The organism is Chitinophaga sp. ARDCPP14 (assembly GCF_051362515.1).
Classification (GTDB): Bacteria; Bacteroidota; Bacteroidia; order Chitinophagales; family Chitinophagaceae; genus Chitinophaga.
Map to the genome: position 1 here is coordinate 579,763 of NZ_JBKIXB010000004.1, position 26,728 is coordinate 606,490.

A 26,728-nucleotide genomic window follows, 5' to 3' on the forward strand; every position below is an offset into this window, starting at 1 on the left:
TTTTAAACCGTTAACATTATAAAGCCCACCAAACCTTTTGATAAATAGGTACTTCCGCTGGTGTATTACTATTCCGGCTCCTTTCCACATCCGGGAATACCAGGCGTTTAGGGAACTTACCAACGCCGGTAACACCATTACGGGAATATACCAGCTGGCCGGGGATGTAGGACGGATCAGTGGAATATACCGGGCTGTATTTGGGATAACCTGTTCTGTTTTGTTCCAGGAAGCCTTCCAGCGCATGTGTGCCGGGGAAAGAAGCCCATTTCTGTACAATGATGGCTTCGAGCTTCTTATCAAAAGTAGCTCCGGTTGGGTAAGCATATACCTTTCCGGGCAGAAGGAAAGTATCAGCACTTAATTTAAGCTGCTGAAATGCGGCCTGCACACCTGCATCATAATAGGCTTTTGCTTTAGTGCCACCGAAATAACGCTCATCTGCCTCTGCCAGCATCAGGTTGGCTTCAGCCCTGGATATCAGGTATGCAGTATCAATAGCTGTTTGCCTGTAGATAGCAGATTTATTGTAAATGGGAGACAAACTGGTGAAATCACCCTGGTTAATGCCATAATAAACACCGCTTGCCGCGCCCGGCGCGCGGAATATTTTGGTTATCCGCGAATCTTTATTTTTCTGTAACCACGATAACATGGTGTAACTAGCCCGGATATTGGTAGTCGTATTCAGGCTGCGGATATTTGATTCGTATAACGGATTGTCCTGGCCCGGTGCATCTTTAAAAGTACTGTAAGAAGCATCTACATCTGTAAGGAACTCAGCGCCGCTGTTAATCAGCTCCATGATCTTTGTTCTTGCCAGTGATGGATTTACATTCACCATACGCAGGTACATTTTCAGTTTCAGTGTATTCGCAAACTTTACCCATTTATCCATATCTCCCTTATAGATAATATCCTGTGCTGCATTCTCATCAAGGATAGTAACGGTCAGATCTTTTGATAAGGCAATATCCAGGTCTCTCAGCAACCAGGAGTAAATGCTATCTCCACGGTCAAACTTCGGCTGCAGCTGGTTTAACCCGCCAAACGCTTCCTGGTAAGGCACCTGGTCGTACAGGTCTACCAGTATCTGGTAAGAATATGCCTTCATCACGGTTCCCATCAAACCAAAGTTATAATCGTGCAGGCTGTCGCACAATTTGAGCATCAGGCTGTAATCCTGCAGTGCGCCTGAAAACATCTGCGTGTACAACGCATTGTAGTCCGTCCGCTGGATATTATACGCATCAATTGTTTTGTACTGGTTGGAGGCGTTGCTTTGCGTCCAGTATTGCGCCCAGATACCACCAATAACAGCGCCATCGGTGCCGGCGCACGATATGGTAGACATTACCGCCGGCGGGAACAACACATAAGGTGTAGCCTTCTCTAACGGCGGATTATTCGGATCGTTGTTGATATCCAGGTTCTTCTTGCAGGAAGCGCCTAACAATAGCACTGCTGAAAGTAGGAGGAGAATATATTGATTGTACGTTTTCATGATATCAGAATTTAAAAGATTAGAAGGATACCTTCAATGAAACACCATAAGACCTGGTAGTCGGCATGGATCTGAATTCACCAAACTCACTGTTCAGGTCATTACCATAGTTGGATACTTCGGGATCAATGAATGTATTTCCTTCCGGCGTCCACACAAACAGGTTGCGCGCAAAAACAGTCAGCATGAGATTGCTGGCAGCAATTTTTCTGGCGGCTGATGAAGGCAAACTGTAAGAGAGCGTGATATCACGCAGTTTCAAAAAAGTTTTATCAATAATACGCTGTGAATAAGCGCCGCCTTTATTGGTAGTATGATACCAATAAGCATCATAATTATAATCTGTGAGCGGAATGGTATTTTCACCATATACCGGTTTGGCCTGTGCATCCGTACCTACCTGCATTACAGAGTTAGGCACCACAAAGGCACGTCTGTCGTTATAAGTAGTTAACAAGGCGTTACCCACGAAGTAGGTCAGATCAGCTGTACCAGAGTAGAACACACCGCCTTTTCTCCAGTCGAAAGAGAAGCCCAGCGTTAAATCTTTATAACGGAGTGTGTTTATCAGCCCCATGGTAAAGTCGCGCTGAGAGGTACCATAATAACCGTCGGTATCTGCCGCCTTAGGCAAGCCGGTAGCATCCACAATTATTTTTCCATCCGGTGTGGTAGCAGGTACCGGTGCATAAAATACACCCAGTGGATCTCCCTTACGTGCAACAAATTTTGCATCGTAAGCGAAATTAAGCACTACCTGGTCCAAACCTGCAGGAAGCTCCTCTACTGTATTGCGGTTACGTGCGTATGTGTAGTTCAGGGTCCAGGTAAAATCTTTTGTTTCTACCGGTATGATGTTAACAGATAATTCTATACCCTTATTCCTCACTTTACCAAAGTTTTGCGTAATACTCGCATAACCGGAACTCGGCGTGGTAGGCACCGCCAGGATCTGCCCTTTGGTGAGTTTGTTATAGTAGGCAATATCAAAACCCAACCTGTTCCGCAGGAATTTTACTTCGCCACCTAATTCATACTCATTACTTAACTCAGGAGCAAGATCAGGATTACCGATGTTGTCACCTACTGTGTAACCGGGGATACCATTAAAAGGAAAATCCAGTGTACCAAATGGAAGATCTATGATCTGTCCGGTAGATAAGGTGGTTTTAGTGAGATAGGGACCAGCATCGTTGCCTGTTTTACCCCAGCTGGCGCGCAGTTTCGCAAAAGAAACACCGCGGTCATCCAGCTTCAGCGCTTCTGATAAAATGAAGGCAGCATTCACCGCAGGATAGAAATAGCTGTTGTTCTTTTCCGGTAATGTAGACGACCAGTCATTACGGGCATTCACCGTGAGGAACAGGTATTCGCGGAAGCCTAAGGTAGCCTGTCCGTAAAGGCCATAAATTCTGCGTCTGAATTCCTGTGTTTGTGACACCGGTGTATTGGGTGAGTTGGAGATCACATAGAAACCGGGAATTGCGAGGCCTTTCACAGCCGAAGTGAATATTTTTCCTTCCCGCTGGTTAACGTTAAAGCCTACCAGTCCATCGATAGTAAAATCTGAGCTCAGTTTTTTATTGGCAGTGAGCAGGAGATCGGAGTTGAACTCACCCCTGTAATCGCTGTTTTCCCTTACATAACCAACGTCCTCTTGCCGTTGCGATCCTTCCACATTATTACCATCATTCCAGCTGTCGAGTGATGGCCTGTTTTTCGCCTTATAGGTTTTAGACTGGCTGTTGGTGATATCTGCACCAAGGCGCCATTGTACACTTAACCAGTCATTGATACCATATTTAAGGTCAATGTTTCCGAAGATCCTGTTGCTTTTCAGGTTATTCCCATTTTCATACAGGGAATAGTAAGGATTCTCCGCGTAAGGCGTGAAGTAGTTATCAACGTTGTAATATTTGTTTTTGTAATCCTTAAACTGGGAAATGTTGATATCTACCGGGATCTGGATAATATCCTCAAACAAGGAAGAACCGAGTCCGGATTCACTGCGGGTAGATACTGCTTTCGCATTTTTATTTACGTAGTTAAAGGAAGCAGAAGCAGAGAACCTGCCGTATTTTGTAGAGGCTCTTGCAGAGAACGTATTTCTTTTATAAGAATCTGCGTCAGTGGGCAGGATACCATCGCTGTATATATTTCCATAAGACAGGAAGAAAGTGGATGTTTCATTTCCTCCGCTGATAGAAATGGTGTTGTTCAGTTCTTTACCGGTAGTGAAATAATCGCGTACGTTATCATCTACAAAAGAAAATGGTTTTGTTAATGACACACCGTCAACAGGTGCGCCCCACTCGCGGTTTTCGCCGGTCAACCGCGGACCCCAGCTACCATTCTCTGAGAGAATAAAAGTACCGCCCCATCCCTGGCCAAACTTTTCCTGCATGGTTGGCAACATGCCTACATTAGAAAAAGTGGCAGCAGAGGCCACATCTACTTTAAGTTTTCCGCTCTTACCTTTTTTGGTAGTGATCAATACCACACCACTGGCGGCCCTGGAACCGTAGATAGCGGTGGCAGCGGCGCCTTTCAAAATGCTGATTGCTTCAATATCATTTGGGTTGATGTCATTGGCATTATTACCAAAGTCGTAACCACCGTTGTTGACTCCTTTTCCATCAACGCTGGAACCGGGACGGTCGTTGTTCAATGGCACCCCATCTACTACATACAGTGGCTGGTTGTTGCCCTGCAGGGATGAATAACCACGGAGGATTACTTTATTGGATGCGCCCGGAGCGCCGCTGGTGGTGGATATTTCAGCACCGGCAATTTTTCCGGATAAACCATCCATCATACTTACAGGCGCTACCCTGTTAATTTGTTCTGTAGCAAAATTACTGGTGGCGTAACCAACGGTTTTCTTTTCACGCACCAGTCCCAAACCAGTTACCACTACTTCCTGCAGGTTCTTGTTATCTGCAATGAGTGTTACCTGGAGATTTGAACTTTCTCCCACGGTTATTTCCTGCGCTTTATATCCAACGCTTCTTATTACGAGCACGGTAGCGGCACCGGGCACACTCAGGTTGAATACGCCATTGTCATTGGCGGTGGTACCTGTGGTGCTGCCTTTAATCTGGATGGTGGCAAACGGAACCGGATTGCCATCGTTGCCCTTAACGGTACCTGTAACCGGTCGCTGCTGCGAGTAGGCCAGGTGAATGATTGCCATAACCATGGCAAAAAGGAGGAACCCCTTTTTCATAAAAGTTTCAGATTTTGGTTGAAGAAGAAATGCATCGGGTCTTATAAATGCTTACCTGGCAAACAATTGCCGGTAGCTGCTTCCGGATAAGATGTTTTATTTATTGTTGTATCATATTAGCACATTAAAATAATAGCATAAAAAATCCATATCATGTCTTTGTAAGCATGACTAACCATACAGAATACCATTCGGTTCTGCAGTTACAGCAAACAATCATCGCAACATACGGTCAGGTATATTGGCGACCGGCTATGTAAAAGGAGAAGTGTTTTTCTTCATAAACAGTTCTGATTTTGGTTGTACAAGTCAATAATAGATCAGCATGTGTTCTCTCGTCGGTAAATTGTTGTATTCGCTCGCTGTTGACAAACAGCTAATGATCTCAATTTCAGGAATGGTTACGTGCCTGTTATAGTTTAAATCGGTAAAAGCCTTACTAAGTCTCTCGTTGTGTCTTATTGATTTGAATCATGACAAGTATCCTGCTGCGGGTTTACAGCCATTATCACAAGCTTTTTTTCTTGCAGAAAGGTCTTTCTCATAAAGCAAATCAGATTTAGATTTTGGTTGACATCCACAAGTTAGAAAAAAAAAGTAAATCGTGATACATCTACTTAACATTATTTTAACAGCAGATAATTTTATCACCATAACAAACTGATAATCAATTTATAACCAGCCTAAAAAATTTCATTTTCCTGCTATTAAATATTGCAGCTGAAATTGAAGCAATGTTTTCTTATCTCCTGCAACAACGTCATTTCCACTACCAATACGGGTTTGACCAGGATACCGGCTCTGATGGCAACGTGCCCAGCATGCCAGCCGCCGGCTTACTTTCCATTTTATGTTGAGATAATATTGCCAGCCCTCGCCATACAGCTGCGATACCGCGTTTTCGTATAACACACTGCTTTCCGTTGCATATATCCTGCTATCGTAACTGCTGGTCTGAAACCGGGATACCCTGCCGCCGATTGATACAGGCAAATGTATAAAACGGTAACTGGCATCCTGGTAAATCATCCATCCCTGCTGCATATCCCCTGCCACTTCGTAACTGCTGTATTCTATCCTGGTTTTAACGTCCAATTGCTTATTTACTTTTATACTCCACTGAAAACGTATGTGCCTGGACGTTACCTCTGCCGGTACTTTGACCGGATTCTCCGGCAGCAACACGTTCTCTGCTCCCTGCCGGTAGTTGTAACGAAGTAACAGGGTCATTGTTTTCCCGGGAACATAGCTTCCCTGCACAAAGAAGTCCTTGCCATAAGAAGGTGCATTACTCCGGTACTTCAACCAGGGGAAGTGAAACACATCTGCATATGCATCCGCCTTTAAACGGGATGTTATTTTCAGGGTAACCGCCGTGTATATTCCCTGCTCATTAACGGTCCGGTAGCCATCCCCGAATCCTTTGGCATACAGCGACTGGTAGCCTTTATCATAATACCGGTACGCAATAGCCACATCCACCGCAGGCGCTACGCTGGTCAGCAATCCCTGAACTAGGGCAGGTTTGCCGTTACTGCTTACTGCTGCCTCCCCGAATAAGTGCACATTTTTCCAGCTGCCGGAATAATCAATACTGGCAGCCGTCAGCTGGTTACCATTAAAGTCGAACTGATTATAGGGCGCCGTTTCCTTTTGAAGTACCGGCGTTAAATGATGGCTGGTTACGTTTCCCCCTACCTGCCACCGGGCAGCCTGGTAGCGGATATTTCCACCAACGCTCACCTGTTGTACCTGTCCGCGTTTGGCTGCTTCTGTGACCGTGCGGTGGTAACCACTGCTGATAATACTGGCCGCCGTTACTTCGTCCATCAGTGTGTCTGTACTGGCGTCCTGTTTACGGAAAGAGGCAAAGGCGGTCAACTCCCAACGTTTTTGTTGTAACGTAACAGCAGCTCCCCTGAAAAAATAAAACTCTCCCGGCGAGGTGTAAGGCCGCAACACTTCTCCTTCCCGTTTTACCTGCATCACCGATGCTCCTTTACCATAAGCCTGGCCCTGCCAGTTCAGCAGGCCCTGTCCCATATTCACCGTATAATCGCCCAATGCCAGGGCTTTTATTTTCCGGTAGTTCCGGATAAAAATATGTGCACTGTAAAAATCAAATCCCTGCTTTTGCGCGCCTTTAAAAAAAGCTTCCCCGGCATCTTTCTCCATCACGATCCCCCAGCTCATATACCGGGGAAAGCTATAACGGTAACGCATAAACACTTTTTCCGGACTTCCCCTGTAGGCAGGTAAGGTGCTATCGGTATGCAGATATCCCTTTGCTTTCTCCGCTGCGCGGGCATAACGCAGCAGGAACGAATGATCACCCTTCTGCGTATAATCCCGTAAAGTATAATGTGGCGCCAGGTCATCGCCTACCGTTACGTAAGGCAATACGCGCCGGATAACATCCGGTTCAAACCCCGGCACCGCCTGTAGTTCATAAATACTGAGCAGATCTCCCAACAGCGCGCGGTACCGCAAAAACTGGCTGATCTGTAAAGGCGTGAGCAGTCCTATTGACTGCAACGTCGCTTCATCTGCTGTATTCAATTGTATCTTATGCCGGGCCAATGCATTTAAAGTTTGCCATTGCGCATCATCCTCCGGTACCGTTTCCGTACCAGCCGCTTCGTTCTCAAGGTTATTTTCCATTGCCTGCGGCAACGTCTCTTCCTGCTGACGGGCCCACGCTTTCCGCCCGCCCAGCAGCAACAACAAACAACCAGTGATGCCGCAAATCGCCGAGCGGATAGTTGCCATATCAATAACATTGAAAGTTTAGCTTCCCTACGTGATCTCCGGTAAAACCAAAGGCCACGCCTGGTTAACAAGTCCATAAACTTATACGCATCACTCCATCACCGGTGGTGGAGAAAGCTGCCATATCAATGAGGTAACGGGCGTAATACCCAGTTGCGGATGAAACCCCGCAGCGATATCTATCCGCAGGGATCTCAGGAATAATATCACTGCCGCACTGTTATAAGCCTGACCGGATGCAATACCCATTTCCAGCGCCAGCTGCCGGATAACCCGGTAATAAGCCGATGCCTTGACAGCAGTAAATGCACCCATAGAAACCACTTCACCGGTTAACAGGAAATCGCGCGATGCTTCAAAACCGAGGCCGCCACTATATAGAACAGACGCGTCTGCGGGTTTATACACATGAAGGCCGCCATGCCACTGCTCACTGATATGCCAGAGCATTCCGCCGTCAAAGCTGATGTTACCGGTCGTCCCCAGCCCCTGCACACTGGTGGTCTCATAATTAAACTGCAGCCCGATACCGGCCCGCCTTCCCAGCTGCATGCCATACGCGCCACTCAGCCGCTGCTGGTGCCACGCTGCATTGCCCAGCCGGGTAATACTTCCGCCGAAAGCGCCTGTACCCGCAGGAATAGCCACCATTGCAGCATACAACGAAGCCTCTTTTAACATAAACCGGTTCTCTGTATAAATACCCGCTGCAAAAGAAGATAAACAGGATAAGCCGGCAGGATTATACCAGGCAGATACCACCTGCTGGAAATGCCGGCTGTAACTGCCGCTGCCAGTGTTCTTTCCAACCGGCATTAACAATGGTTGTGCATACAACAGCGCTATCCACCACGTGAATAAGACGGTTAACAATAATTGTTTCATCAGGGAATTGGGTTTAACAATAAAATTCCGCGGGCTAACGGGTTAACTACTTGTTGCCGGCGAATACAAAAATAAGCAGCGGAAAAAATAGAAGTGTTAATGAAACATAAACGCGCGAGGTTTGTCTTTCTCAGGATTACGCTGATTATATTGATTTTAAGGATTTGAACATTTTGGATTTTAAATGATTTTGGGAGATACAAGCTGATATTTTCGCTTATAACTCCCAAAAAATTTATAAAAAAAGTAAAATCAAAAAAATAAAATCAGGTATCCGCCTACATCTCCCAAAATCATTTAAAATCCAAAATGTTCAAATCCTTAAAATCAATATAATCAGCGTAATCCTGAGAAAGACAACCTACGCGCGCGCTAAAACAAGCCGTATAACTGTGAATCGATCCGCGAAATAATTTCGCCCAGGTCTTCATCGCTCTCGGGGAATTTATTCTTATCAATATCAATGATCAGCAACGGGCCTTCTTTGTATTTCTCAATCCAGTTGTTGTAATATTCGTTCAGTCGTTTCAGATAGTCGAGCCGGATGTTTTCTTCATACTCCCTTCCCCGCTTCTGTATCTGCGCTACCAGTGTAGGCACAGATGCCTGCAGGTAGATCAGCAGATCCGGTGGTTTCACCATGCTTTTCAGCGTTTCAAAGAAGTTGAAATAATTATCAAAATCACGTTTGGTCATCAACCCCATTTCATACAGGTTGGGCGCAAAAATATGCGCGTCTTCATAAATGGTCCGGTCCTGTATAACGGTTTCTTTTCCGTTCTGCACTTCCAGCAGCTGCTTTAAGCGCCCGTTCAGAAAATATACCTGCAGGTTAAACGACCAGCGGGGCATATCTTCATAAAAATCGTTCAGATAAGGATTGTGCTCCACATCTTCATACTGCGGATGCCATTTATAATGCCTGCACAACATTTCTGTCAGCGTGGTTTTGCCGGCGCCGATGTTTCCGGCGATAGCTATATGTTTGATCTTATTCTGTTTTGCCATGCGATGTGAGGTGGTTAAAACTGAAAATAGCTACAGTTGGCGACTTTTTCAATAATAATTTATACCAATAAGTTTTTTCGCCTGTTGCAAAGTTTGTGCCGCATTCGCTCTGGCCTTTTCTGCACCGGCTTTCATAATCTTCTTCAGGTAGTCTGTATCCCGCTGTAACTCTTTCGCCTGCTCACGGATAGGAGAGATAAACTTCACCATGTCTTCACCCAATTGCTTTTTCAGATCCCCGAAACGGATAGTCCCGGTATTCTTCCATGCTTCTTCGTAGAAAGATACCGCATCTGGTGCAGACACCAGTTTCATCAGGTCCAGCAGGTTTTGTACCGTTTCTGGAATCGGCGAACCGGGTTCACCGGAACCACTGTCACTCTTTGCTTTCTTAAGCTTGGCAATGATCATGTCATCCTCGTCTGCCAGGTATAACGTGGCCATTTCATTCTCGCTCTTACTCATTTTACCTTTACCATCCAGGCTGGGGATACGTACCAGGCTATCGCCATAGTTGAACGCCTCCGGCTCGGGGAACAGGTCACCATAACGGTGATTGAAACGCTGGGCGAAGTTACGCGCCATTTCCAGGTGCTGTCCCTGGTCCTTACCCACCGGCACTTTCACCGCGCGCTGGATCAGGATGTCCACACTCATGAGCACCGGGTAGGTAAGCAGCCCTGCGTTCACGTTTTGAGGCTGCAACCGCACCTTATCTTTAAAAGTAGGTACTTTCTCCAGCTCACCTACATAAGCCAGCATATTCATCAGCAGGTATAATTCCGCAATTTCGGGCACGTCGCTCTGCACATACAGGGATACCTTTTCAGGATCCAGTCCGGATGCGATATTCTCTGCCAGTACCCGCATCACGTTCCCCGGAAGATCTTTCGGATCGGGATGGGTGGTCAGCGAATGCCAGTCTGCCACAAAAAAATAGCAGTTAAAATCTTCCTGCATCCGGATATAATTACGGATAGCGCCAAAATAATTGCCTAAATGCAAATAACCGGTAGGGCGTATGCCGCTTACCACAATTTCTTTTTCAGTAGCCATAACAGGGCGCAATTTAAAGAATAGCTTTTAGCTTTCAGCCATTAACACCGGGCTGTTTTGTAAAAAAAACGCCAAAAGCCAAAAGCAGATGATCAAAAGCACTTTATTCTGTCCGTTTATCCCTAATTTTGAGATACTATCATATTTACCATTTATATTTCATTATCTTTTGATTTAATTTGATTATGGAAGTGAACGACGTACTGGTGCAGCAACTGGCCGATCTGGCCAGGTTGGAATTCAACGACCAGGAGAAGATTGAAATACGCGGAGACCTCCAGAGGATGATCACCTTTGTGGAGAAACTGAATGAACTGGATACCACCGATGTGAAGCCATTACTTCACCTGACAGATGATTATAATGTTTTCAGGGAAGATAAGGTAATACCGGTAATCACCCGTGAAGAGGCCCTGAAAAACGCACCTTCCGCCACTGAGGAATACTTTAAAGTGCCGAAAATAATAAAGAAATAACCCACATGGAAAAGTCCGTCATACACCTGGAAGGAATCAGGAAAAGTTATTTTCTCGGTAAAAATGAATTACCGGTACTCAAAGGCGTATCGCTGGACATTTTCAAGAATGAATATGTGGCGCTCATGGGCCCCTCCGGCTCAGGAAAGTCTACCCTGATGAACATCCTCGGATGCCTGGACACGCCCACTGCCGGCAGGTACGTTCTCAGCGGACATGATGTGAGCAAAATGGAAGACAACGACCTGGCCATCGTACGCGGCAAGGAAATCGGCTTTGTATTCCAGCAGTTCAACCTCATGCCCCGCCTCACCGCCCTGGAAAATGTGGCCATTCCACTGATCTACGCCGGCATCAACAGAAAGGACAGGGAAGAAAGAGCCATCGCCATGCTGAAAAAAGTAGGCCTCGGCGACCGCTATAAACATAAACCCAATGAACTCTCCGGCGGACAATGCCAGCGCGTTGCCATCGCCCGCGCCCTGGTGAATAATCCGTCCCTTATCCTCGCAGATGAGCCCACCGGTAACCTCGACTCAAAAACGTCTGTGGAAATCATGGAAATCTTCGGGGCCATCCACGACTCCGGTAACACCGTAGTGCTGGTAACACACGAAGAAGACATTGCCGATCACGCCCGCCGCGTTATACGCCTGCGCGATGGCGTCATTGAATCAGACCGCATCAACGAAAAAGCACACGCATAAAATATTTCGATTACTGCATAACGGCGTTACAGGATACTTCCCGTAACGCCGTTATTCGTATTTTGCAACCGATCAACACCAACACCCATGTCTTTCAAAATATATACTAAAACGGGCGACAAAGGCAAAACATCCCTCATCGGCGGCACCAAAGTGCCTAAAAGCGATGTCCGCATCGATGCCTATGGCACCGTGGATGAACTCAACTCCTATATCGGCCTGGTAAACGATTACATCGCAGACCCGGACACCAAAAGCCTGCTCCGCGAAATACAGGACCGCCTCTTTACCATCGGCGCCGCACTGGCCTGCGACCCCGACAAAGAAACCAAACTGAAAATACCAGACCTCCACGAAGGCGATATCACCCTCCTGGAAAAAAGTATCGACCAGATGAATGAAGAGCTTCCCGTGATGAAATCATTCATCCTTCCCGGCGGACATGTAGCCGTATCTACCTGCCACATCGCCCGCTGCGTATGCCGCCGCACAGAACGCCTCTGCGTAGGCATGCAGGAGCACGATATGTTCATTGAACCGCTGGTACTCAAGTATATTAACCGCCTCAGCGATTACCTCTTTGTGCTGGCGCGTTGGACAGGGCACAAGCTGGGCGCGGAAGAAATTCCCTGGAAACCCCGGGTGTAGAAAAATGCTTAAATTTGCCGCATGTTTACAGGAATCATAGAAACACTAGCAGAAGTAGTATCCACCAGGAAGGAAGGCAGTAACCTGGTAATCACGATACAAACACCACTGGCAGCTGAATTAAAAATAGACCAGAGCGTGTCTCATAACGGCGTATGCTTAACGGTAACCAATATCCAGGGCGATACCTACGAAACCGTAGCGGTAGATGAAACCCTGCAGAAAACAAACCTCGGCCAGCTCACCCCTACACAATTCGTGAACCTCGAAAGAGCCATGGTGTTCAACGGCCGCATCGATGGCCACCTGGTGCAAGGCCATGTGGATAGCGTAGGAGAATGCCTCTCCTGCCAGGAACAGGATGGCAGCTGGTTATACCGCTTCCGCTACCCTGCCGAATTCGCCGCGCTGATTGTGGAAAAAGGAAGCATTTGCCTCAATGGTATCAGTCTCACCGTATTCAATGTCACCAACGATGAGTTCTCTGTTGCCATTATTCCATACACCTACGAATTTACCAACATCTCAAGTATAAAAACCGGCAGCCTGGTAAACCTGGAATTTGATATTCTCGGTAAATACGTAGCCAGGCAAATGGCGGTAAGAAATTAATCAGCCGGTTGTCCACCGGTGCTAAAACATTCCAAACCGCATGCTGAAATATCTCCTGCTCTGCACCTTACTTGTTATCACCCTGCCGGCAAATGCCCAACAGGCCAAAGTAGCGCGCATAGTGGCCTTTTACGATGCAGATGCTGTGACGGAATTGTACAACACCGCGCCCCTGGGCATCCGGATTATTTATACCGATAGCTCCACCCAGCAAACTACCGGACTCCTGGAAGGAAACCTCCGCTGGAACAAACTAACCGTTAGCAGCAGCAACGGGCAAATACAAAACGGCGTACTCCGTTTTAACAGGGAACAACTGGTAAAAGATAAATACCGTATAACCCTTACCGTTACTACACCCGACAACACCTCCCATCAAACCACCCTGCAACTCCCCGCCATTACCGCTATCCGGTTCAATCATTATGCCGACAGCATAAAACGCGATATCCGCTTCTACCTGAATATAGAAGGAAAATTCAGCAGCGGGAAAGTATTCCCGTTAGATACCAATGCCATCAGGTTCGCTGCCTCCGCAGGAAAAATAATCGGACAGGATTTATTACTCCCAAAAAATGATACCCTGAAATCAGTAACAGTGGAAGCCTGGTACAAACACAACGACCGCCTCTACCTGCGATCCGTGATACCAGTAAAACAGGCGCCGGACGCAGACTCCCTTATTTTGAAAAATACAGACGACCTGTTTAAAAAGAAGAGAAGACATTAGCCGGTCTAAAAACCAACACCTTCCGTGTTTCTTTTGCGAATAGCTTCTTCGGTTCCCGGAACAAGCGTTTCTAAACCCATGCGTATAGCTTCTGCCTGAACCTCCTCAATAAACGGACGGAAATTTTTGTTGTAATCCTGGAAGGCTAATTCAAAATCTCCATTGTGTTGCAGAAAAGCATCCGCTAATGCGGCAGCTCCATCTATTGCCAACGATCCGCCCTTTCCCGCAGCAGGAGAAGCACAATAGCCTGCGTCGCCCACCAGCGCCACCCTGCCTTTTGTCCACGATGGCATTTTTACCTGGCAAAGCTTATCGAAGTAAAAAGTTGTAGCATTCATTACTTCGTCCAATAATTCCGCAGTTCTCCAGCTTTGTTCTTGAAATTGTTCCAAAATGATTTTTCTTTGTTGTTCTTCATCACGATAATCGTAAGTAATTTCCTTCTCTGAACGAAAGCAGAAAATTATATCAGTTTTGTTATTGTAAGCATTTAGCATTACTGCCTTATCAGGCACGTTATAGAATTGCGTTGTATTTTGCTTTATCAGCAATTTATTTACGATGGTGATAGAGAAATATTGCCCGAGAAAATGCAGGTATCCCGCTTCATTGCCAAACCAGATCTTCCTTACCGCCGAATGTATGCCGTCGCAGCCGAACACTAAATCAAAAGCCTGTTGTGAGCGATCTTTAAAGGTAACTTCAACATCGTCGTTTGTTTCGTTTAAGGCGGTGATGCTGTTGTTGAAAATGAATTCAACGTCATTTTTCACCGTATCAAACAAGATATTGAGTAATGCGTTTCTTTCAATCTCGCATTCGTCTTCCCGCAGTTGTTCACCTTCCCTTTTTAATATCATGGTTCCTTCCGTAACATCATCTGCATTTTTAAATTCCAGCATTTCCATCTCCAATCTGGTTGATTTAATTTGCTCAAAGATTCCCATACGCTTAACAATATCAACAGTATTCCCTTCTATGTTAACAGGCGTTCCTCCCATTTTAAGGCCGTTTGCGATTTCAACAATAGTTACTTTGTAACCTAACTTATTCATCCAATAAGCGGTTGAAAGGCCGGCAAAACTTGCACCCGAAACGAGTACTTTTTTATCTTTTAATATTTTCATTTTTATACGATTTTATTTGACCATACAAAGGAACATCGTATAACAGGGAGAAAAAATAACAATACAAAGTAGATATTGGATCAACCGAGGTTTTTATTCCGGAAAGCTAAAGGGGTTATTCCTGTGATTTTGGTAAATAGCCGCGAAAAATAAGGGTAATCATCATACCCTAATGCGGTAGCGATTTCCTTTACCGATTTACCGGAATGGTAGAGTAAACGTTTTGCTTCTAAAATAACACGTTGCTGTATGTGATGCGATACAGAATGGCCCGTTGTATTTTTGACACATTCGTTCAGGTAAGGTGTGGATATATTTAGTTTTTGGGCGTAGGCTGCCGGGCGTTTGTCAGTGGTAAAATTATGCTCCAATGCTTCCCTGAAGGCTTTTGTAACCAATTCAAAGCGCGGAAATTTCTCTATTGGTGTAGATTGTTCTAAATACAGGGACACCACCAATGCGACCAGTGCATTACAGCTATCTTTCAGCAAGGAGTGATATAGTTTGTCGCTTGTTCGTTTTGAAAATTTCAGGCAAAGTGATACGGCTTCGGAAATAATGGAATACGTTTCTTTATTTAAGGATAATGGTTTTGTGGGTGTAATGTCTTCTAATAATCGGAGATATTCAGGGTTAATATCTACATTATTGATGGCCCAGGTGCTGACTTCTACATTTTCAAATGTTATTATACGGTGTACCTGATTTGGGTGCATGTAGATGATAGACGGAGACTGGATTTCATACTTTTGAAAATCAATTTCGATCGTAATGGCGCCTTCCTCAAGTAAGTGAAATGAATGACGATCATGCCGCTCAGATTGTTCCTCTCCTTCGAAACCGGGGAAATCTTTAAGAGATATCCGCTCAATGGAAATACCTGGATGATATTCACCTCCGAAATGATTTACAGGAATGGATCTTAGTTTTTTTGGCATTGCTTGTTGTGGCTTAGATCAACATACGTGATTTTAATTCCAGGTATTTATTTACCACGTTTAACGTCAATTGCTCCGGGGGACTCAGCAACGACATAATTCCATATTTCGCCAGCTCTTTTACAATCAACTTCTTATCATACGCAAACTTCTGTGCAATGGTCTGCCTGTAAATTCCCTCCACATCCTGCACCGTTTGTTCTGTTACCCTCTTCAGTTCTGTATTTTCAAAAAACACCACCAGTACCAGGTGATAACGTGCCAGGCGCCGCAGGAAGGGTAACTGCCGGTGCAAACTGGACATCGACTCAAAATTAGTATAGATCATGAGCAGGGACCGCGTAGATAAGCTACTGCGCAGCTGCACACTCAATGCTTCGTAATCACTTTCCTGCCACCGCGTTTCCTGTGCATACAACGTTTCCAGGATTTTATTTACCTGCACTTTCTTATTGCTGGCGGCCAACACTTCTACTTTATTTTCGTTGAAAGTAACCAACCCCGCCTTATCGCCTTTATCCACCGCCACATTGCTAAATACCAGCGACGCATTAATAGCGTAATCCAGCAACGATAAACCGTTGAAAGGCATCTTCATATTCCGGCCTTTGTCGATGATGGAATATACCTGCTGCGATCTTTCTTCCACGTAATTATTGATCATCAGGTTACCGCTGCGGGCCGTCGCTTTCCAGTTGAGCATACGCACATCATCCCCTTTTGTATACGGTTTGATATGATCAAACTCCATGCTATGGCCAATTACCCGGCGCTTATGCACACCCAGTTCATTCAGCCGGTTCATGTAGGAATACAATGCATAGTGCCGCAACTGGTGATAACTCGGATACACGCTGATCGTTTGTTCATTATCAAAAATGAACCGGCGGCTTACAATGCCCAATGCACTTCTAACAAATACGTTGCTGTAGCCAAAGTTATACAGCCCTCTTTCCAGCGGACGCAACACATACCGGAAAATATGAGAACCTCTTGCGGATACTTTTGCCTGTAAGAGAAAATCACGCTCCTGGAACTGAAGGGGCAATTCATCTATCACAGATACAAATACCGGAAAGGGGTACCGGCTGTGAAAATCCAGCAATACCTCGTTATCATCCCCGTTGCTAAAACGGTTACTGGTTTTCCGTTCCATCGATACAATACTGGCCGGTCGCAGGATCAGCAGGATCATATCCAGCAATACAATGCCCACCAGCACAATAAATGCAATCACAGCAATATTGAAAATGCGCGGAATAAAAAACGAAATGATAAATAACAGGATATTCCCTCCCAGCAGGAGGTAAAGCCTGTTGGTAAAAAAGAGTATCTGGAATAAATTATTCTTTACAGTGGCTGACATACTAATATCTTCTTGGGAGATGATTATCTCGGTACCTCTATCGTTTTTACGATCTGTGCAATCACGTCATCTGTTTTGATGCCTTCCATTTCTTTTTCGGGCGTCAGCATAATACGATGACGCAATACATGCGGCACCATTTCCACCACATCGTCAGGAATTACAAAATCCCGGTTCTTCATGGCAGCGGTGGCTTTTGCACAGTTCATAACAGCAATGGATGCACGCGGAGAAGCGCCCAGGTACAGCGAGGAGTTCATGCGCGTTTCATTGATAATAGACGCAATATAATGAAACAGCTTTTCGTCTATTATTACCTGCCGTACGAGGTTCTGAAATTCGATGATCTGCGTGGTAGTTATTACTTTGCTGATCATTTTTGTAAGATCTGTTTCCCCGTTGAAGTGATGAATACTGCGCAACACAGCTACTTCTTCTTCCAGGTTAGGATACCTTACTTCTATTTTAAAGAGGAACCTGTCGAGTTGTGCTTCCGGCAACCGGTAAGTACCCTCCTGTTCAATCGGATTTTGAGTGGCAATCACCATAAAGGGCCGGTCGAGCGACCAGGTGGTGCCGTCGTTGGTGATTTGTCTTTCTTCCATTACTTCAAACAACGCCGACTGTGTTTTAGCGGGGGCACGGTTTATTTCATCGATCAGTACCAGGTTACTGAAAATGGGTCCTTTCTTGTATTCAAACTCGCGTGTTTGCGGATTAAAAACGGAAGTGCCCAATACATCCGCCGGCATCAGGTCGGGTGTAAACTGGATACGGCTGAAGTCCGCATCCACGCATTGCGCCAGCAATTTTGCCGTGAGTGTTTTTGCAACGCCGGGAACACCTTCAATCAGCACATGTCCCTGTGTAAGCAAGCCTGCTATCAGCAGGTCTACCATCTGGTGCTGTCCTACAATTACTTTCCCTATCTGTTCCCTGATGGCTTCCACACCTTCATGCAAGGCAGAAAAATCAGTCCTGGGTTGAAATGTATTGGTATCCATTATTTATTTCGTGTTTATATAAAATTGTTGAATGCGGTTATAAAAATCTTTCAGATCATCGTCGCTGATATTTTCTTCCAGCTGTATATTGTGTACCATCTGCAACAACGCCCTGATATCCGCTTCCGGCACCAGCGACTTACGCGCCAGCGACGCAATAAATTCATCATTCAGCACATTAGTATTGAGATAATAACTGGAACGTATATACTCCATAAAATGAATGATCATTTTATGCGCCAGGTTGTAGTTGTTATGTTGCTGATAGTACAATTGACCAATAGCATCTACAAACTCCAGTGAAGTATTGTTTACGGCTGGTTTATCGGGGATAATCCGTTGCCGGCGTTTGCTTTCAAACACTACGTACAGCAGCAGCAATATCACCGACAGCCACAACGCCCAACGCATGGATGCATACCGCATCAGCACCTGCCACTCACTGAAGTCGCCCGACTGTGCGCTATGCTGACTGTTATAGAAATCATCCCAGTACACATTGCCGGCATCACTGATCAGGTACGACATCTGCGTTTCCAGCGCCTTTACATTCTGCTTGTGCAGTAAAAAATAATTCGTGAAAGTATATGGATTCAGCAGCAGGTAAATGAAACCGCCGCGATACGCAATACGGATGAAATCGGGCTTGTTTTTATAATTGTAGCCAAGTATACTGGTAGTATTACTATCTACCGATGAAAAATAACTTCCGCTTACTCTGCCAGGATAACTGAAAGAGGTATCCATTGGAATGGTTTCATCAGCATACCGTTGTACAACACCTTCTTTTTTGAGTTGCATATTATTGCTTTCCACCGTCACAAATTTCAGGTGTTTTTCCAGCAGAGGATCCGGCGTATTTACAGCAATAAACAACTCGTTTCCCCGTGATACATAATCCAGCATGGCCTCTATATCGCTTTCAGTGGTGAACAGCCGGTCGGCCACCAGGATGTATACATTGTTCCTGAATTTCAGCTCACTGTCCTTATCAAAAGTGCGGGCAAAAGGTTTCGTTACCACCTGCACAGAATTCCTTATAAACAGCTGGGGCAGCATCTTAAAAGCAGCATAGGCGCCGCCTGCTTTTTTATCCTTGCTGTAAAAAGAAGACTGGGTCATATCTGTGGATTGCTCATTTTTTTTGTTGGCGAGATTTCCACTCACCATGACCAGTACTACCAGCAGGAGCAAAACGAACAGGACGATATATAGAGGTTTGTTCTTCACGAAGTTTTTCCGATTGTGTTATTAAAATCCCTGAACTCCTGGTTAATATTCCTGAAATTCTCTTCACTCACTTCAAATCCGCCATACCAGATATATTCATAATCCAACGTCAGCGTAGCAAATTTTTTATAGTAGGGAGAACTCCGCATACTGCGCAGGTAATCGTTATTGGTTTTTTCTCTCCCCGGTACTATCAGCTCCCGGCCTGCCAGTTGAAACAAGGTATACAGGTACCACCAGCGGATAGCTTGTCTTGTTTCCCCGGCAGCTATTGCCGCTTTTATCTTTTCTTCATACTCCTGTGCACTTTGCAGGTCTTCTTCCTGTACTTCTGTTAATCCTTCTACCAGTTGCGGTTTACGGAAAAAGCTCATGCCATTGCTTTTCATAAACCAATACACCAGGAAGCCCAAACCGGCCAGCAGCAATAGCATCACAATGATGCGGATAGCACCGATCGATGAAAATAAAGCCATTAGGAAACGTTGCACCCAGCTATTATCCGGGGGCGGTTCCGGCGGTATTTCCTGGTATTGCAGCTTCTTATTTTCTTTCAGCGCTTTCACCAGTGAGTCCGGTACCTCACGCAATTCAAATGGTGGAATTTCTGTCGCATATTCTTCTTCGCCTTCCGCACGCTCCCGCTCTACCTGGATGGTAGCGAAGCTGTCTTCCGTTATCCTTGCCTGCAATAAGCTATCGTATTCTTCTTTATTTCGGGCTGTACCTTCATATTGCGCCATGCTTTGCAGGGCACAGCAAAGCAGCAGTAACAGCAGGCTGTATTTAATCCGGAGAAAATGATTCATGTTACTGCTTTGAAAGGGTAAATGGTGTTAATACTTTCCCTTCCGCACTCAGCCGGTATCCTTTTTTATGCAGGTAAATGGGATAAAAAATAAAATAGCCCAGGATAAAAGCCAGTGATGCCAGGAGGATAAAAAGACTTACCACCAGCGGCATTTCTGTATACCGGGTTACAAAGCTTTCCAGGAAAGCGGCCACAATGAATACCGGGATCAGGGTTACCATGATCTTGATACCGTCTTTTGCACCTTTACGCAGGGAATCGATCCGCTTGCGTGTACCGGGGAAAAGGATGCTCTTTCCCATGATAATGCCTGCACAGGCCGCGATCACAATACTGGATATTTCCAGGGTACCATGGATCCAGATCACCAGGATAGATTTCCAGCCGAGGCCATGCGAAAAGAAGATATACTGGAAAACGCCCAGCATCACACCATTGCGTATCAAGAGATATAAGGAACCAACACCCAGGAAAATGCCTCCAATATAACAATAGAAAGATACCATGATATTGTTGTAGGCAATCCGGAAAAACATCATCACCGGGTTACCGTCTTTATACACGCCGAAAGGATCTTTATTGGCAATATTGCGTTCCGTCATGTTTACATATTCATCGCCCAATACGCCACGCACAAACGTTTCATCGTGTGCTGATGAAAAGGCGCCAATAATACAGAACAATAAAAAGAAACAGAGCGTAAATAATAACAGGCGGTGGTGCTTACGGAACAACAGTGGTAATTCATATTTAAAAAACAACTGGAAGCGTCCTACATCTTCCTTACGGTTCTGGTAAATACGATGGTAGATACCCGCCGCCAGGCCGTTGATATAACGGGTTACTTTACTGAAGCTGTAAAAAGTTTTAGCGTAAGACAGATCATCTAGCAGTGATACAAATCTTTCCGCCATTTCATCAGGGTCATCTGTCGGTTCCTCCTGGTATTTCTTCCAGCGGGACAAATTTTTTTTGATAAACAGCGATTCTCTCATAGTGAGTCCTTTCCCTTTTAAATACAGATATCACCTACAGTAATGGGTTACTAATGGGGGAATACCGGCAAACATACTAAATCGTTCAACAATATATCAACAAATATGTAAATTTGAGTATGGCAGATATAAAAATACCGACTTCTTTCAATATAGACCTGGAATTTGAATCAGCAGACATCATGAAAAGATTCCTGGCGTGGCTCATTGATTTCGGCATCCGTTTTTTTTATTACCTGGTGGCGTATATGACATTGAGTTCTTTCCGTATAGAGATGGAAGGGCATGTCGGCATCTACTTTTTCCTGGTATTGCTGCCCCTGTTGTTTTACTTCCCTGTGGCGGAAATCGGCATGAAAGGACAAACACCCGGAAAAAAAATACTGCACCTGCAGGTGGTAAGTATGACCGGCAACCAGCCAAGTATAAGTCAGCACCTGATAAGATGGATATTCCGGATCATAGAAACACCGCTGTATTTTTTCGCCCTGGTACCGGTGATTATACCGGCAGTATCTATTGTGCGCACCCCTTATAACCAGCGGCTGGGCGACCTGGTAGCCGGCACCATTGTGATCAGCACCAAAAGAAAAGGCAGTATAGAAGAAACCATCTTCCGGGATCTTTCCAACAGCGATTACAAACCGCAGTTTCCACAGATCATGAAGCTGTCTGACAGGGATATGAATAAAGTGAAAGACCTGCTGGACCGCGCACTGAAGGCGAAAGACGACGAGCTCGCCGCCAGGGTGGCCATGCGGGTAAGAGAAGTATTGCATATTGAAACCGACCTGCCCAATACCTATTTCCTCGAAACGGTACTGAACGACTATAATTACTATACTACTAAAGAAAATTAATTTGCGCCTTCTGCAACGTATTTAAATACTTCCGTAACATTTATGACCGGTAGTAAGGGAGAATTATTAAATAGCACCTGATAAGACTTAATTTAAGCTGGTTCGTTCTTAATAATTATCTGATGAAAACATTATTGTTTTGTTTGCTGGTTCTTCTTTCCGGAAGTGTATATGCACAGGAGGATCTTGCACTGGTGGGCGCCACCATATATACCTCTCCCAAAACGGCACCAATTATATCAGGTGTGGTTATCATCAAAAACGGGAAAATTGCAGCGGCGGGCAAACAGGTAAAAGTGCCTGCACATATGAAAGTACTGGACTGCAAAGGCCTGGTGATGATGGCCGGCTTCTGGAACAGTCATGTTCATTTTATTGAACCCGGGTGGGACCATGCGGACAAGCAGCCGGCAGCGCAGCTCAATAACCGGATGGATAGCATGATCAACAGTCGTGGTTTTACACATGTATTTGACCTGGCGGCGCTGAACTATCCCAATTTGCTTGCCCTCCGGGCCAGGATTACATCAGGGGAGGTAAACGGCCCTGCTATCCTTACGGTGGGCGTTCCGTTTGTTCCGCCGCATGGAAGTCCTTTCTATATTCAGCCGCTTACCCTTCCGGAAATAAACACGCCGGAAGAAGCGGTGGCTTACGTTACTAAACAGATACAGGCCGGCGCAGACGGCATCAAGGTATGGTCCGCATCGCCGGATGGGCATGGGATTGTACCGATGCCTATAGACATCATCAAGGCTGCTACCAGCACTGCCCATAAATTTCATAAACCGGTTTTTGCCCATCCTACTGCCGATACCGGGATGAATATAGCGCTTGCCGGCGGCGTGGATATCCTTGCGCACGTGGCCCCGGATGGTTACCGCAGCTGGACGAAAAAAGAAATTGATCAACTGCTGCTGCATAAGGTAGCGCTCATTCCTACGCTGAAACTTTACAAATGGGAACTGGAAAGAAAGAACCTCCCGGTTAGTAATCCGTTGATGACAACCGCATTGCAGCAATTGGGCGCCTATGCCGGCGCAGGCGGTGAAATTTTATTCGGTACGGATGTGGGGTATATCACGGATTACGATACGTCCGACGAATTCCGGCTGATGTCTGACGCGGGGTTAAGCTTCGATGAGATACTAGCGGCGTTAACAACTGCTCCGGCAAAACGGTTTGGCATGGCGCAGCACAGCGGGCGTATCGCGAAAGGAATGGATGCGGATATTGTGTTGCTGAAAGCAGACCCGCATACAGATAGCCGCCACTTTTCAGAGGTGGCTTATACGATCCGTAATGGTAAAGTTATTTACAACGGTATTGACCGGTAACATCAAATAAAAAGAGGGCGCCTCAAAATGAGACGCCCTCTTTACTATCTTATTTTTGATCAGGCCGTTTTTCCTATTGAGTTCAGGTCTTCCGTAACATTATTAAAACGGGTGGGATCGCCTGCCGGTCCTTTGTACACGATGGTACGGTCGAACGCCAGGATAGGATAAAACACGATAGGCAGTAATACCAGGCCTACCGTAAATCCTTCTGATTTACCAAAACTTTTACTGAGCAGATTGGTTGCCCAAATACCCCAAATGGCTCCTACATAAGGAATACACATCAGGAGCAACCAATACCATGGTTTGCCAATAATCTGGGTAAGCACATAAATGTTGTAGATAGGGATAATTGCTTTCCAACCTTCCTGGCCGGCTTTCTCGAATACCTTCCACATACAGAAGGCGAAGAAAACGATAATTACCAGCATGATAATTAAAAAGACACCGCTAAACATGGCGCTAAAAACGCTGCCGCCTTCATAAGTAGTTGTTTCCATAATTGAGGTTTATATTGTTTTGAAAATGAATGATGACAATACTTTGGGATATGTTTACATTCCAAATATATATAATTTTTTCCATTACATAGCATTGTCAGTATTAACCTTAAAAGATTGCGTATTCCTACGGTGTTAAAAAAAGTTTCAACATTTCTGTTGCTAATGTTTGGATTTTCAACGCATTCTATTACCTTTGCAACCGGCAAGTCTTATACGACCAGCTCCTACTGAACTCCCCCAGGACAGGAATGTAGCAAGGGTAGGTGGTTGTAGCGGTGCGATATAAGTAACTTGCCTTTTTTTCTTTTTTTATTGTCATTAGTTGCTTGTCAATAGTATCTGGTTGCTATTTTCTCCACCTCTTTCACTAATGACAGCTTCTCCCAAATGTTCATTTCCTGACAACTAATTTATCATAGTATGAAATTCTTTATCGATACAGCTAATCTGGCGCAAATCAAAGAAGCTCACGATCTTGGCGTTCTCGATGGTGTAACCACCAATCCTTCCCTGATGGCCAAAGAAGGTATCAAAGGCGAAGCTGCAATTATCAAACATTACGAAGATATCTGCGAAATAGTAGATGGTGATGTAAGTGCAGAAGTATTATCTACAGATTTTAAATCTATCATTGAAGAAGGTAAGAAACTGGCTGCTATCCACCCGAACATCGTGGTGAAAGTGCCTATGATCAAAGACGGCGTAAAAGCCATCAAATGGTTTACCGACAATGGTATCAGAACTAACTGCACCCTGGTGTTCTCTGCCGGTCAGGCTATCCTGGCTGCCAAAGCGGGCGCAGCTTATGTTTCCCCATTCATTGGCCGTATCGACGATACCAACTGGGATGGTGTGGAACTGATCGCACAAATCGCACAGATCTACAGCTTACAGGGTTACAAAACTGAAATCCTGGCCGCCTCTATCCGTAGCGCACTCCACATTGTAAAATGTGCTGAAGTAGGCGCCGACGTATGTACCTGCCCGTTAGAATCTATTCTCGGTCTGCTGAAACATCCGTTAACTGATATCGGCCTGGCTAAGTTCCTGGAAGACGCAAAGAAAATGTAGTCTCCATATTTTTTAGATGGTATATCCCCGGTGCAGTAATTGCGCCGGGGATTTTTTTTGCGCATGCGGAGGTTGTCTTTCTCAGGATTACGCTGATTTTACTGATTGGCTTGATTTTTACTTTTATGATTTTACAAAGGATTAAGATAGATAAAAGCAGATATATTCGCTTATATCTACCCGAATCATTTAAAATCCAAAATGATCAAATCCTTAAAATCAGTAAAATCAGCGTAATCCTGCTCCAAGACAATTTAAAATCGCCGAAGGCGATCATATTCGGGAATTTATCTAAATTCAGTGATAATATCCACGTAAACCCGGTAACACACAAAATGAATAGCTAATGGGAAAATACATTCTTTCGCTGGATCAGGGCACCACCAGCTCCCGCGCCATTATTTTTGACCACGATGGCAGCATCAAAGCAGTTGCCCAGAAAGAATTTAAACAGATATTCCCACAACCCGGCTGGGTAGAACACGACGCCATGGAAATCTGGACTTCACAAGCCAGCGTGGCGGCAGAAGCTATACTGAAATTAAGAGTAACCGGTGAAAACATCGCCGCCATCGGCATCACCAACCAACGTGAAACCACCATCGTGTGGGACAAACGCACCGGTAAACCCATACACAACGCCATTGTGTGGCAAGACAGGCGCACCGCCGCCTACTGCGATTCCCTCATCAAAGAAGGAAAGGAACAACTTATCAAAGATAAAACCGGCCTCCGCATCGACGCCTATTTCTCCGGCACCAAATTAAAATGGATCCTGGACAACGTTCCCGATGCACGCAGAAAAGCAGAAAACGGCGAACTGGCTTTTGGAACCGTCGACAGCTGGCTCGTATGGAACTTCTCCAACGGCAAACTCCACATCACAGATGTGAGTAATGCCTCCCGGACATTGTTGTTCAATATCCACGACATGCATTGGGACAACGAACTACTCGCTCTCTTCGATATTCCCGCCTCTATGCTGCCGGAAGTAAAGCAGTCGAGCGAAGTATATGGCTACTCGGAAGCCAATCTTACGCCCTACCGCATCCCCATTGCCGGTATTGCCGGCGATCAGCAGGCAGCCCTCTTCGGGCAGATGTGCACGCAACCCGGTATGCTCAAAAACACTTATGGCACCGGTTGTTTTATGGTATTGAATACCGGCGATAAACCCATTCCTTCCAAAAATAACCTGCTCACCACCGTTGCCTGGAAAATAAATGGCAAAACCACCTACGCACTGGAAGGCAGTATTTTCATCGGCGGCGCCGTAGTACAATGGCTCCGCGATGGTCTCGGCATCATCCGCCACTCCGCGGATGTGGAAAAGCTCGCCGCTACCGTGCCTCACAGCGATGGCGTATATTTCGTGCCAGCCTTTGCAGGCCTCGGCGCACCCTACTGGAACCAGCATGCACGCGGTACGATGGTAGGATTGACCCGCGGCTCCACCGCCGCGCATATTGCCCGCGCAGCCCTCGATAGCATCGCCTTTCAAACCATGGATGTCATGAAAGCCATGGAAGCGGACGCCGGTATGCCCATCACCGAACTACGGGTAGACGGCGGCGCTACAAAAAACAACATGCTCATGCAATTCCAGGCGGACCTGCTTAATATCAGGGTAGTACGCCCCACCATCACCGAAACAACCGCACTCGGCGCGGCTTATCTCGCCGGGCTTGCCGTCGGCTACTGGGACAGCATTGAAACCATTGCGCAGCAATGGGAAATAGATGCCACCTTCGACGCGGCGATGGAACCCGCAGAAAATGAACGGCTGCGTAAAGAATGGAAACGCGCCATCAGGGCGGCCCAGGCATGGACCGAAGAATAAATTTATCCACGTTTATCAA

At 45.7% G+C, this 26,728-nt stretch carries 23 protein-coding genes and 1 other RNA gene; 10 read left to right on the forward strand and 14 right to left on the reverse strand.

The window, feature by feature from the left end; translation table 11 throughout:
• Nucleotides 1–16 precede the first annotated feature (16 nt).
• From ACLHR0_RS14850 to trpS, 6 genes are all read right to left on the reverse strand, one after another.
• The gene (locus ACLHR0_RS14850) at nucleotides 17–1,504 is read right to left on the reverse strand and encodes a SusD/RagB family nutrient-binding outer membrane lipoprotein (RefSeq protein ID WP_429051160.1); all 1,488 of its coding nucleotides are present in this window, start codon (nucleotides 1,502–1,504) and stop codon (nucleotides 17–19) included.
• 19 nt (nucleotides 1,505–1,523) lie between these two features.
• A complete protein-coding gene (locus ACLHR0_RS14855) occupies nucleotides 1,524–4,730 on the reverse strand; it encodes a SusC/RagA family TonB-linked outer membrane protein (RefSeq protein WP_429051161.1) in 3,207 nt (1,068 codons plus the stop codon).
• A gap of 693 nt (nucleotides 4,731–5,423) precedes the next feature.
• The gene (locus ACLHR0_RS14860; protein WP_436487547.1) at nucleotides 5,424–7,499 is read right to left on the reverse strand and encodes a ComEA family DNA-binding protein; all 2,076 of its coding nucleotides are present in this window, start codon (nucleotides 7,497–7,499) and stop codon (nucleotides 5,424–5,426) included.
• Nucleotides 7,500–7,589: 90 nt separating this feature from the next.
• Nucleotides 7,590–8,384 (reverse strand): hypothetical protein, encoded by a 795-nt coding sequence (locus ACLHR0_RS14865; RefSeq protein WP_436487549.1) that lies wholly within the window; start codon nucleotides 8,382–8,384, stop codon nucleotides 7,590–7,592.
• Between the two features lie 372 nt (nucleotides 8,385–8,756).
• Nucleotides 8,757–9,392: a deoxynucleoside kinase gene (locus tag ACLHR0_RS14870; RefSeq protein WP_079470695.1), complete on the reverse strand. Its 636-nt coding sequence runs from the start codon at nucleotides 9,390–9,392 to the stop codon at nucleotides 8,757–8,759.
• A gap of 48 nt (nucleotides 9,393–9,440) precedes the next feature.
• Entirely contained in the window at nucleotides 9,441–10,448 is a 1,008-nt protein-coding gene (trpS, locus tag ACLHR0_RS14875; protein ID WP_436487551.1) for a tryptophan--tRNA ligase, read from the reverse strand.
• A 185-nt stretch (nucleotides 10,449–10,633) separates the two neighbouring features.
• Here trpS and gatC point away from each other — a divergent pair, with 185 nt between their 5' ends.
• The 5 genes from gatC (at nucleotide 10,634) to ACLHR0_RS14900 (ending at nucleotide 13,621) form a co-directional block, all read left to right on the forward strand.
• On the forward strand, nucleotides 10,634–10,924 hold the full coding sequence (gene gatC, locus ACLHR0_RS14880; RefSeq protein ID WP_079470697.1) for an Asp-tRNA(Asn)/Glu-tRNA(Gln) amidotransferase subunit GatC: 291 nt from the start codon (nucleotides 10,634–10,636) through the stop codon (nucleotides 10,922–10,924).
• A 5-nt stretch (nucleotides 10,925–10,929) separates the two neighbouring features.
• Entirely contained in the window at nucleotides 10,930–11,631 is a 702-nt protein-coding gene (locus ACLHR0_RS14885; RefSeq protein WP_429051167.1) for an ABC transporter ATP-binding protein, read from the forward strand.
• Nucleotides 11,632–11,718: 87 nt separating this feature from the next.
• Nucleotides 11,719–12,279 carry a cob(I)yrinic acid a,c-diamide adenosyltransferase gene (locus ACLHR0_RS14890; protein ID WP_429051168.1) on the forward strand — a complete coding sequence of 187 codons (561 nt, stop codon included), beginning with the start codon at nucleotides 11,719–11,721 and terminating at the stop codon, nucleotides 12,277–12,279.
• A 21-nt stretch (nucleotides 12,280–12,300) separates the two neighbouring features.
• Complete coding sequence (locus ACLHR0_RS14895; RefSeq protein ID WP_436487553.1) at nucleotides 12,301–12,891, forward strand: riboflavin synthase; 591 nt, start codon at nucleotides 12,301–12,303, stop codon at nucleotides 12,889–12,891.
• A 40-nt stretch (nucleotides 12,892–12,931) separates the two neighbouring features.
• Complete coding sequence (locus ACLHR0_RS14900; protein WP_436487555.1) at nucleotides 12,932–13,621, forward strand: hypothetical protein; 690 nt, start codon at nucleotides 12,932–12,934, stop codon at nucleotides 13,619–13,621.
• A 5-nt stretch (nucleotides 13,622–13,626) separates the two neighbouring features.
• On the opposite strand, the gene ACLHR0_RS14905 is transcribed toward ACLHR0_RS14900, so the two are convergent.
• From ACLHR0_RS14905 to ACLHR0_RS14935, 7 genes are all read right to left on the reverse strand, one after another.
• Entirely contained in the window at nucleotides 13,627–14,751 is a 1,125-nt protein-coding gene (locus tag ACLHR0_RS14905; protein ID WP_436487557.1) for an FAD-dependent monooxygenase, read from the reverse strand.
• An 80-nt stretch (nucleotides 14,752–14,831) separates the two neighbouring features.
• Entirely contained in the window at nucleotides 14,832–15,689 is an 858-nt protein-coding gene (locus ACLHR0_RS14910; RefSeq protein WP_436487559.1) for an AraC family transcriptional regulator, read from the reverse strand.
• 13 nt (nucleotides 15,690–15,702) lie between these two features.
• The gene (locus tag ACLHR0_RS14915) at nucleotides 15,703–17,055 is read right to left on the reverse strand and encodes a DUF58 domain-containing protein (protein WP_436487561.1); all 1,353 of its coding nucleotides are present in this window, start codon (nucleotides 17,053–17,055) and stop codon (nucleotides 15,703–15,705) included.
• A gap of 23 nt (nucleotides 17,056–17,078) precedes the next feature.
• Nucleotides 17,079–18,059 carry an AAA family ATPase gene (locus ACLHR0_RS14920; protein ID WP_370913543.1) on the reverse strand — a complete coding sequence of 327 codons (981 nt, stop codon included), beginning with the start codon at nucleotides 18,057–18,059 and terminating at the stop codon, nucleotides 17,079–17,081.
• A gap of 3 nt (nucleotides 18,060–18,062) precedes the next feature.
• On the reverse strand, nucleotides 18,063–19,289 hold the full coding sequence (locus ACLHR0_RS14925; protein ID WP_436487563.1) for a DUF4350 domain-containing protein: 1,227 nt from the start codon (nucleotides 19,287–19,289) through the stop codon (nucleotides 18,063–18,065).
• Complete coding sequence (locus ACLHR0_RS14930; protein ID WP_436487565.1) at nucleotides 19,286–20,098, reverse strand: hypothetical protein; 813 nt, start codon at nucleotides 20,096–20,098, stop codon at nucleotides 19,286–19,288. Before ACLHR0_RS14930 ends, ACLHR0_RS14925 begins: the two co-directional genes overlap by 4 nt.
• 1 nt (nucleotide 20,099) lies before the next feature.
• A complete protein-coding gene (locus ACLHR0_RS14935) occupies nucleotides 20,100–21,095 on the reverse strand; it encodes a stage II sporulation protein M (RefSeq protein WP_429051176.1) in 996 nt (331 codons plus the stop codon).
• Nucleotides 21,096–21,214: 119 nt separating this feature from the next.
• On the opposite strand from ACLHR0_RS14935, the gene ACLHR0_RS14940 reads away from it, so the two are divergent.
• Both ACLHR0_RS14940 and ACLHR0_RS14945 read left to right on the forward strand, forming a co-directional pair.
• A complete protein-coding gene (locus tag ACLHR0_RS14940) occupies nucleotides 21,215–21,955 on the forward strand; it encodes an RDD family protein (RefSeq protein WP_429051178.1) in 741 nt (246 codons plus the stop codon).
• A 122-nt stretch (nucleotides 21,956–22,077) separates the two neighbouring features.
• Nucleotides 22,078–23,292 (forward strand): amidohydrolase family protein, encoded by a 1,215-nt coding sequence (locus ACLHR0_RS14945; RefSeq protein ID WP_429062937.1) that lies wholly within the window; start codon nucleotides 22,078–22,080, stop codon nucleotides 23,290–23,292.
• Between the two features lie 59 nt (nucleotides 23,293–23,351).
• Here ACLHR0_RS14945 and ACLHR0_RS14950 read toward each other — a convergent pair whose 3' ends face one another.
• A complete protein-coding gene (locus tag ACLHR0_RS14950) occupies nucleotides 23,352–23,795 on the reverse strand; it encodes a DUF5684 domain-containing protein (RefSeq protein ID WP_436487567.1) in 444 nt (147 codons plus the stop codon).
• Nucleotides 23,796–23,998: 203 nt separating this feature from the next.
• Between ACLHR0_RS14950 and ffs the strand changes: the two genes are divergently transcribed.
• The 3 genes from ffs (at nucleotide 23,999) to glpK (ending at nucleotide 26,709) form a co-directional block, all read left to right on the forward strand.
• Nucleotides 23,999–24,098: signal recognition particle sRNA small type (gene ffs / locus ACLHR0_RS14955), an RNA gene on the forward strand.
• A gap of 120 nt (nucleotides 24,099–24,218) precedes the next feature.
• A complete protein-coding gene (gene fsa / locus ACLHR0_RS14960; protein ID WP_079470709.1) occupies nucleotides 24,219–24,869 on the forward strand; it encodes a fructose-6-phosphate aldolase in 651 nt (216 codons plus the stop codon).
• A gap of 346 nt (nucleotides 24,870–25,215) precedes the next feature.
• Nucleotides 25,216–26,709 carry a glycerol kinase GlpK gene (gene glpK / locus ACLHR0_RS14965; protein WP_370913550.1) on the forward strand — a complete coding sequence of 498 codons (1,494 nt, stop codon included), beginning with the start codon at nucleotides 25,216–25,218 and terminating at the stop codon, nucleotides 26,707–26,709.
• The last annotated feature ends 19 nt before the right edge of the window (nucleotides 26,710–26,728 follow it).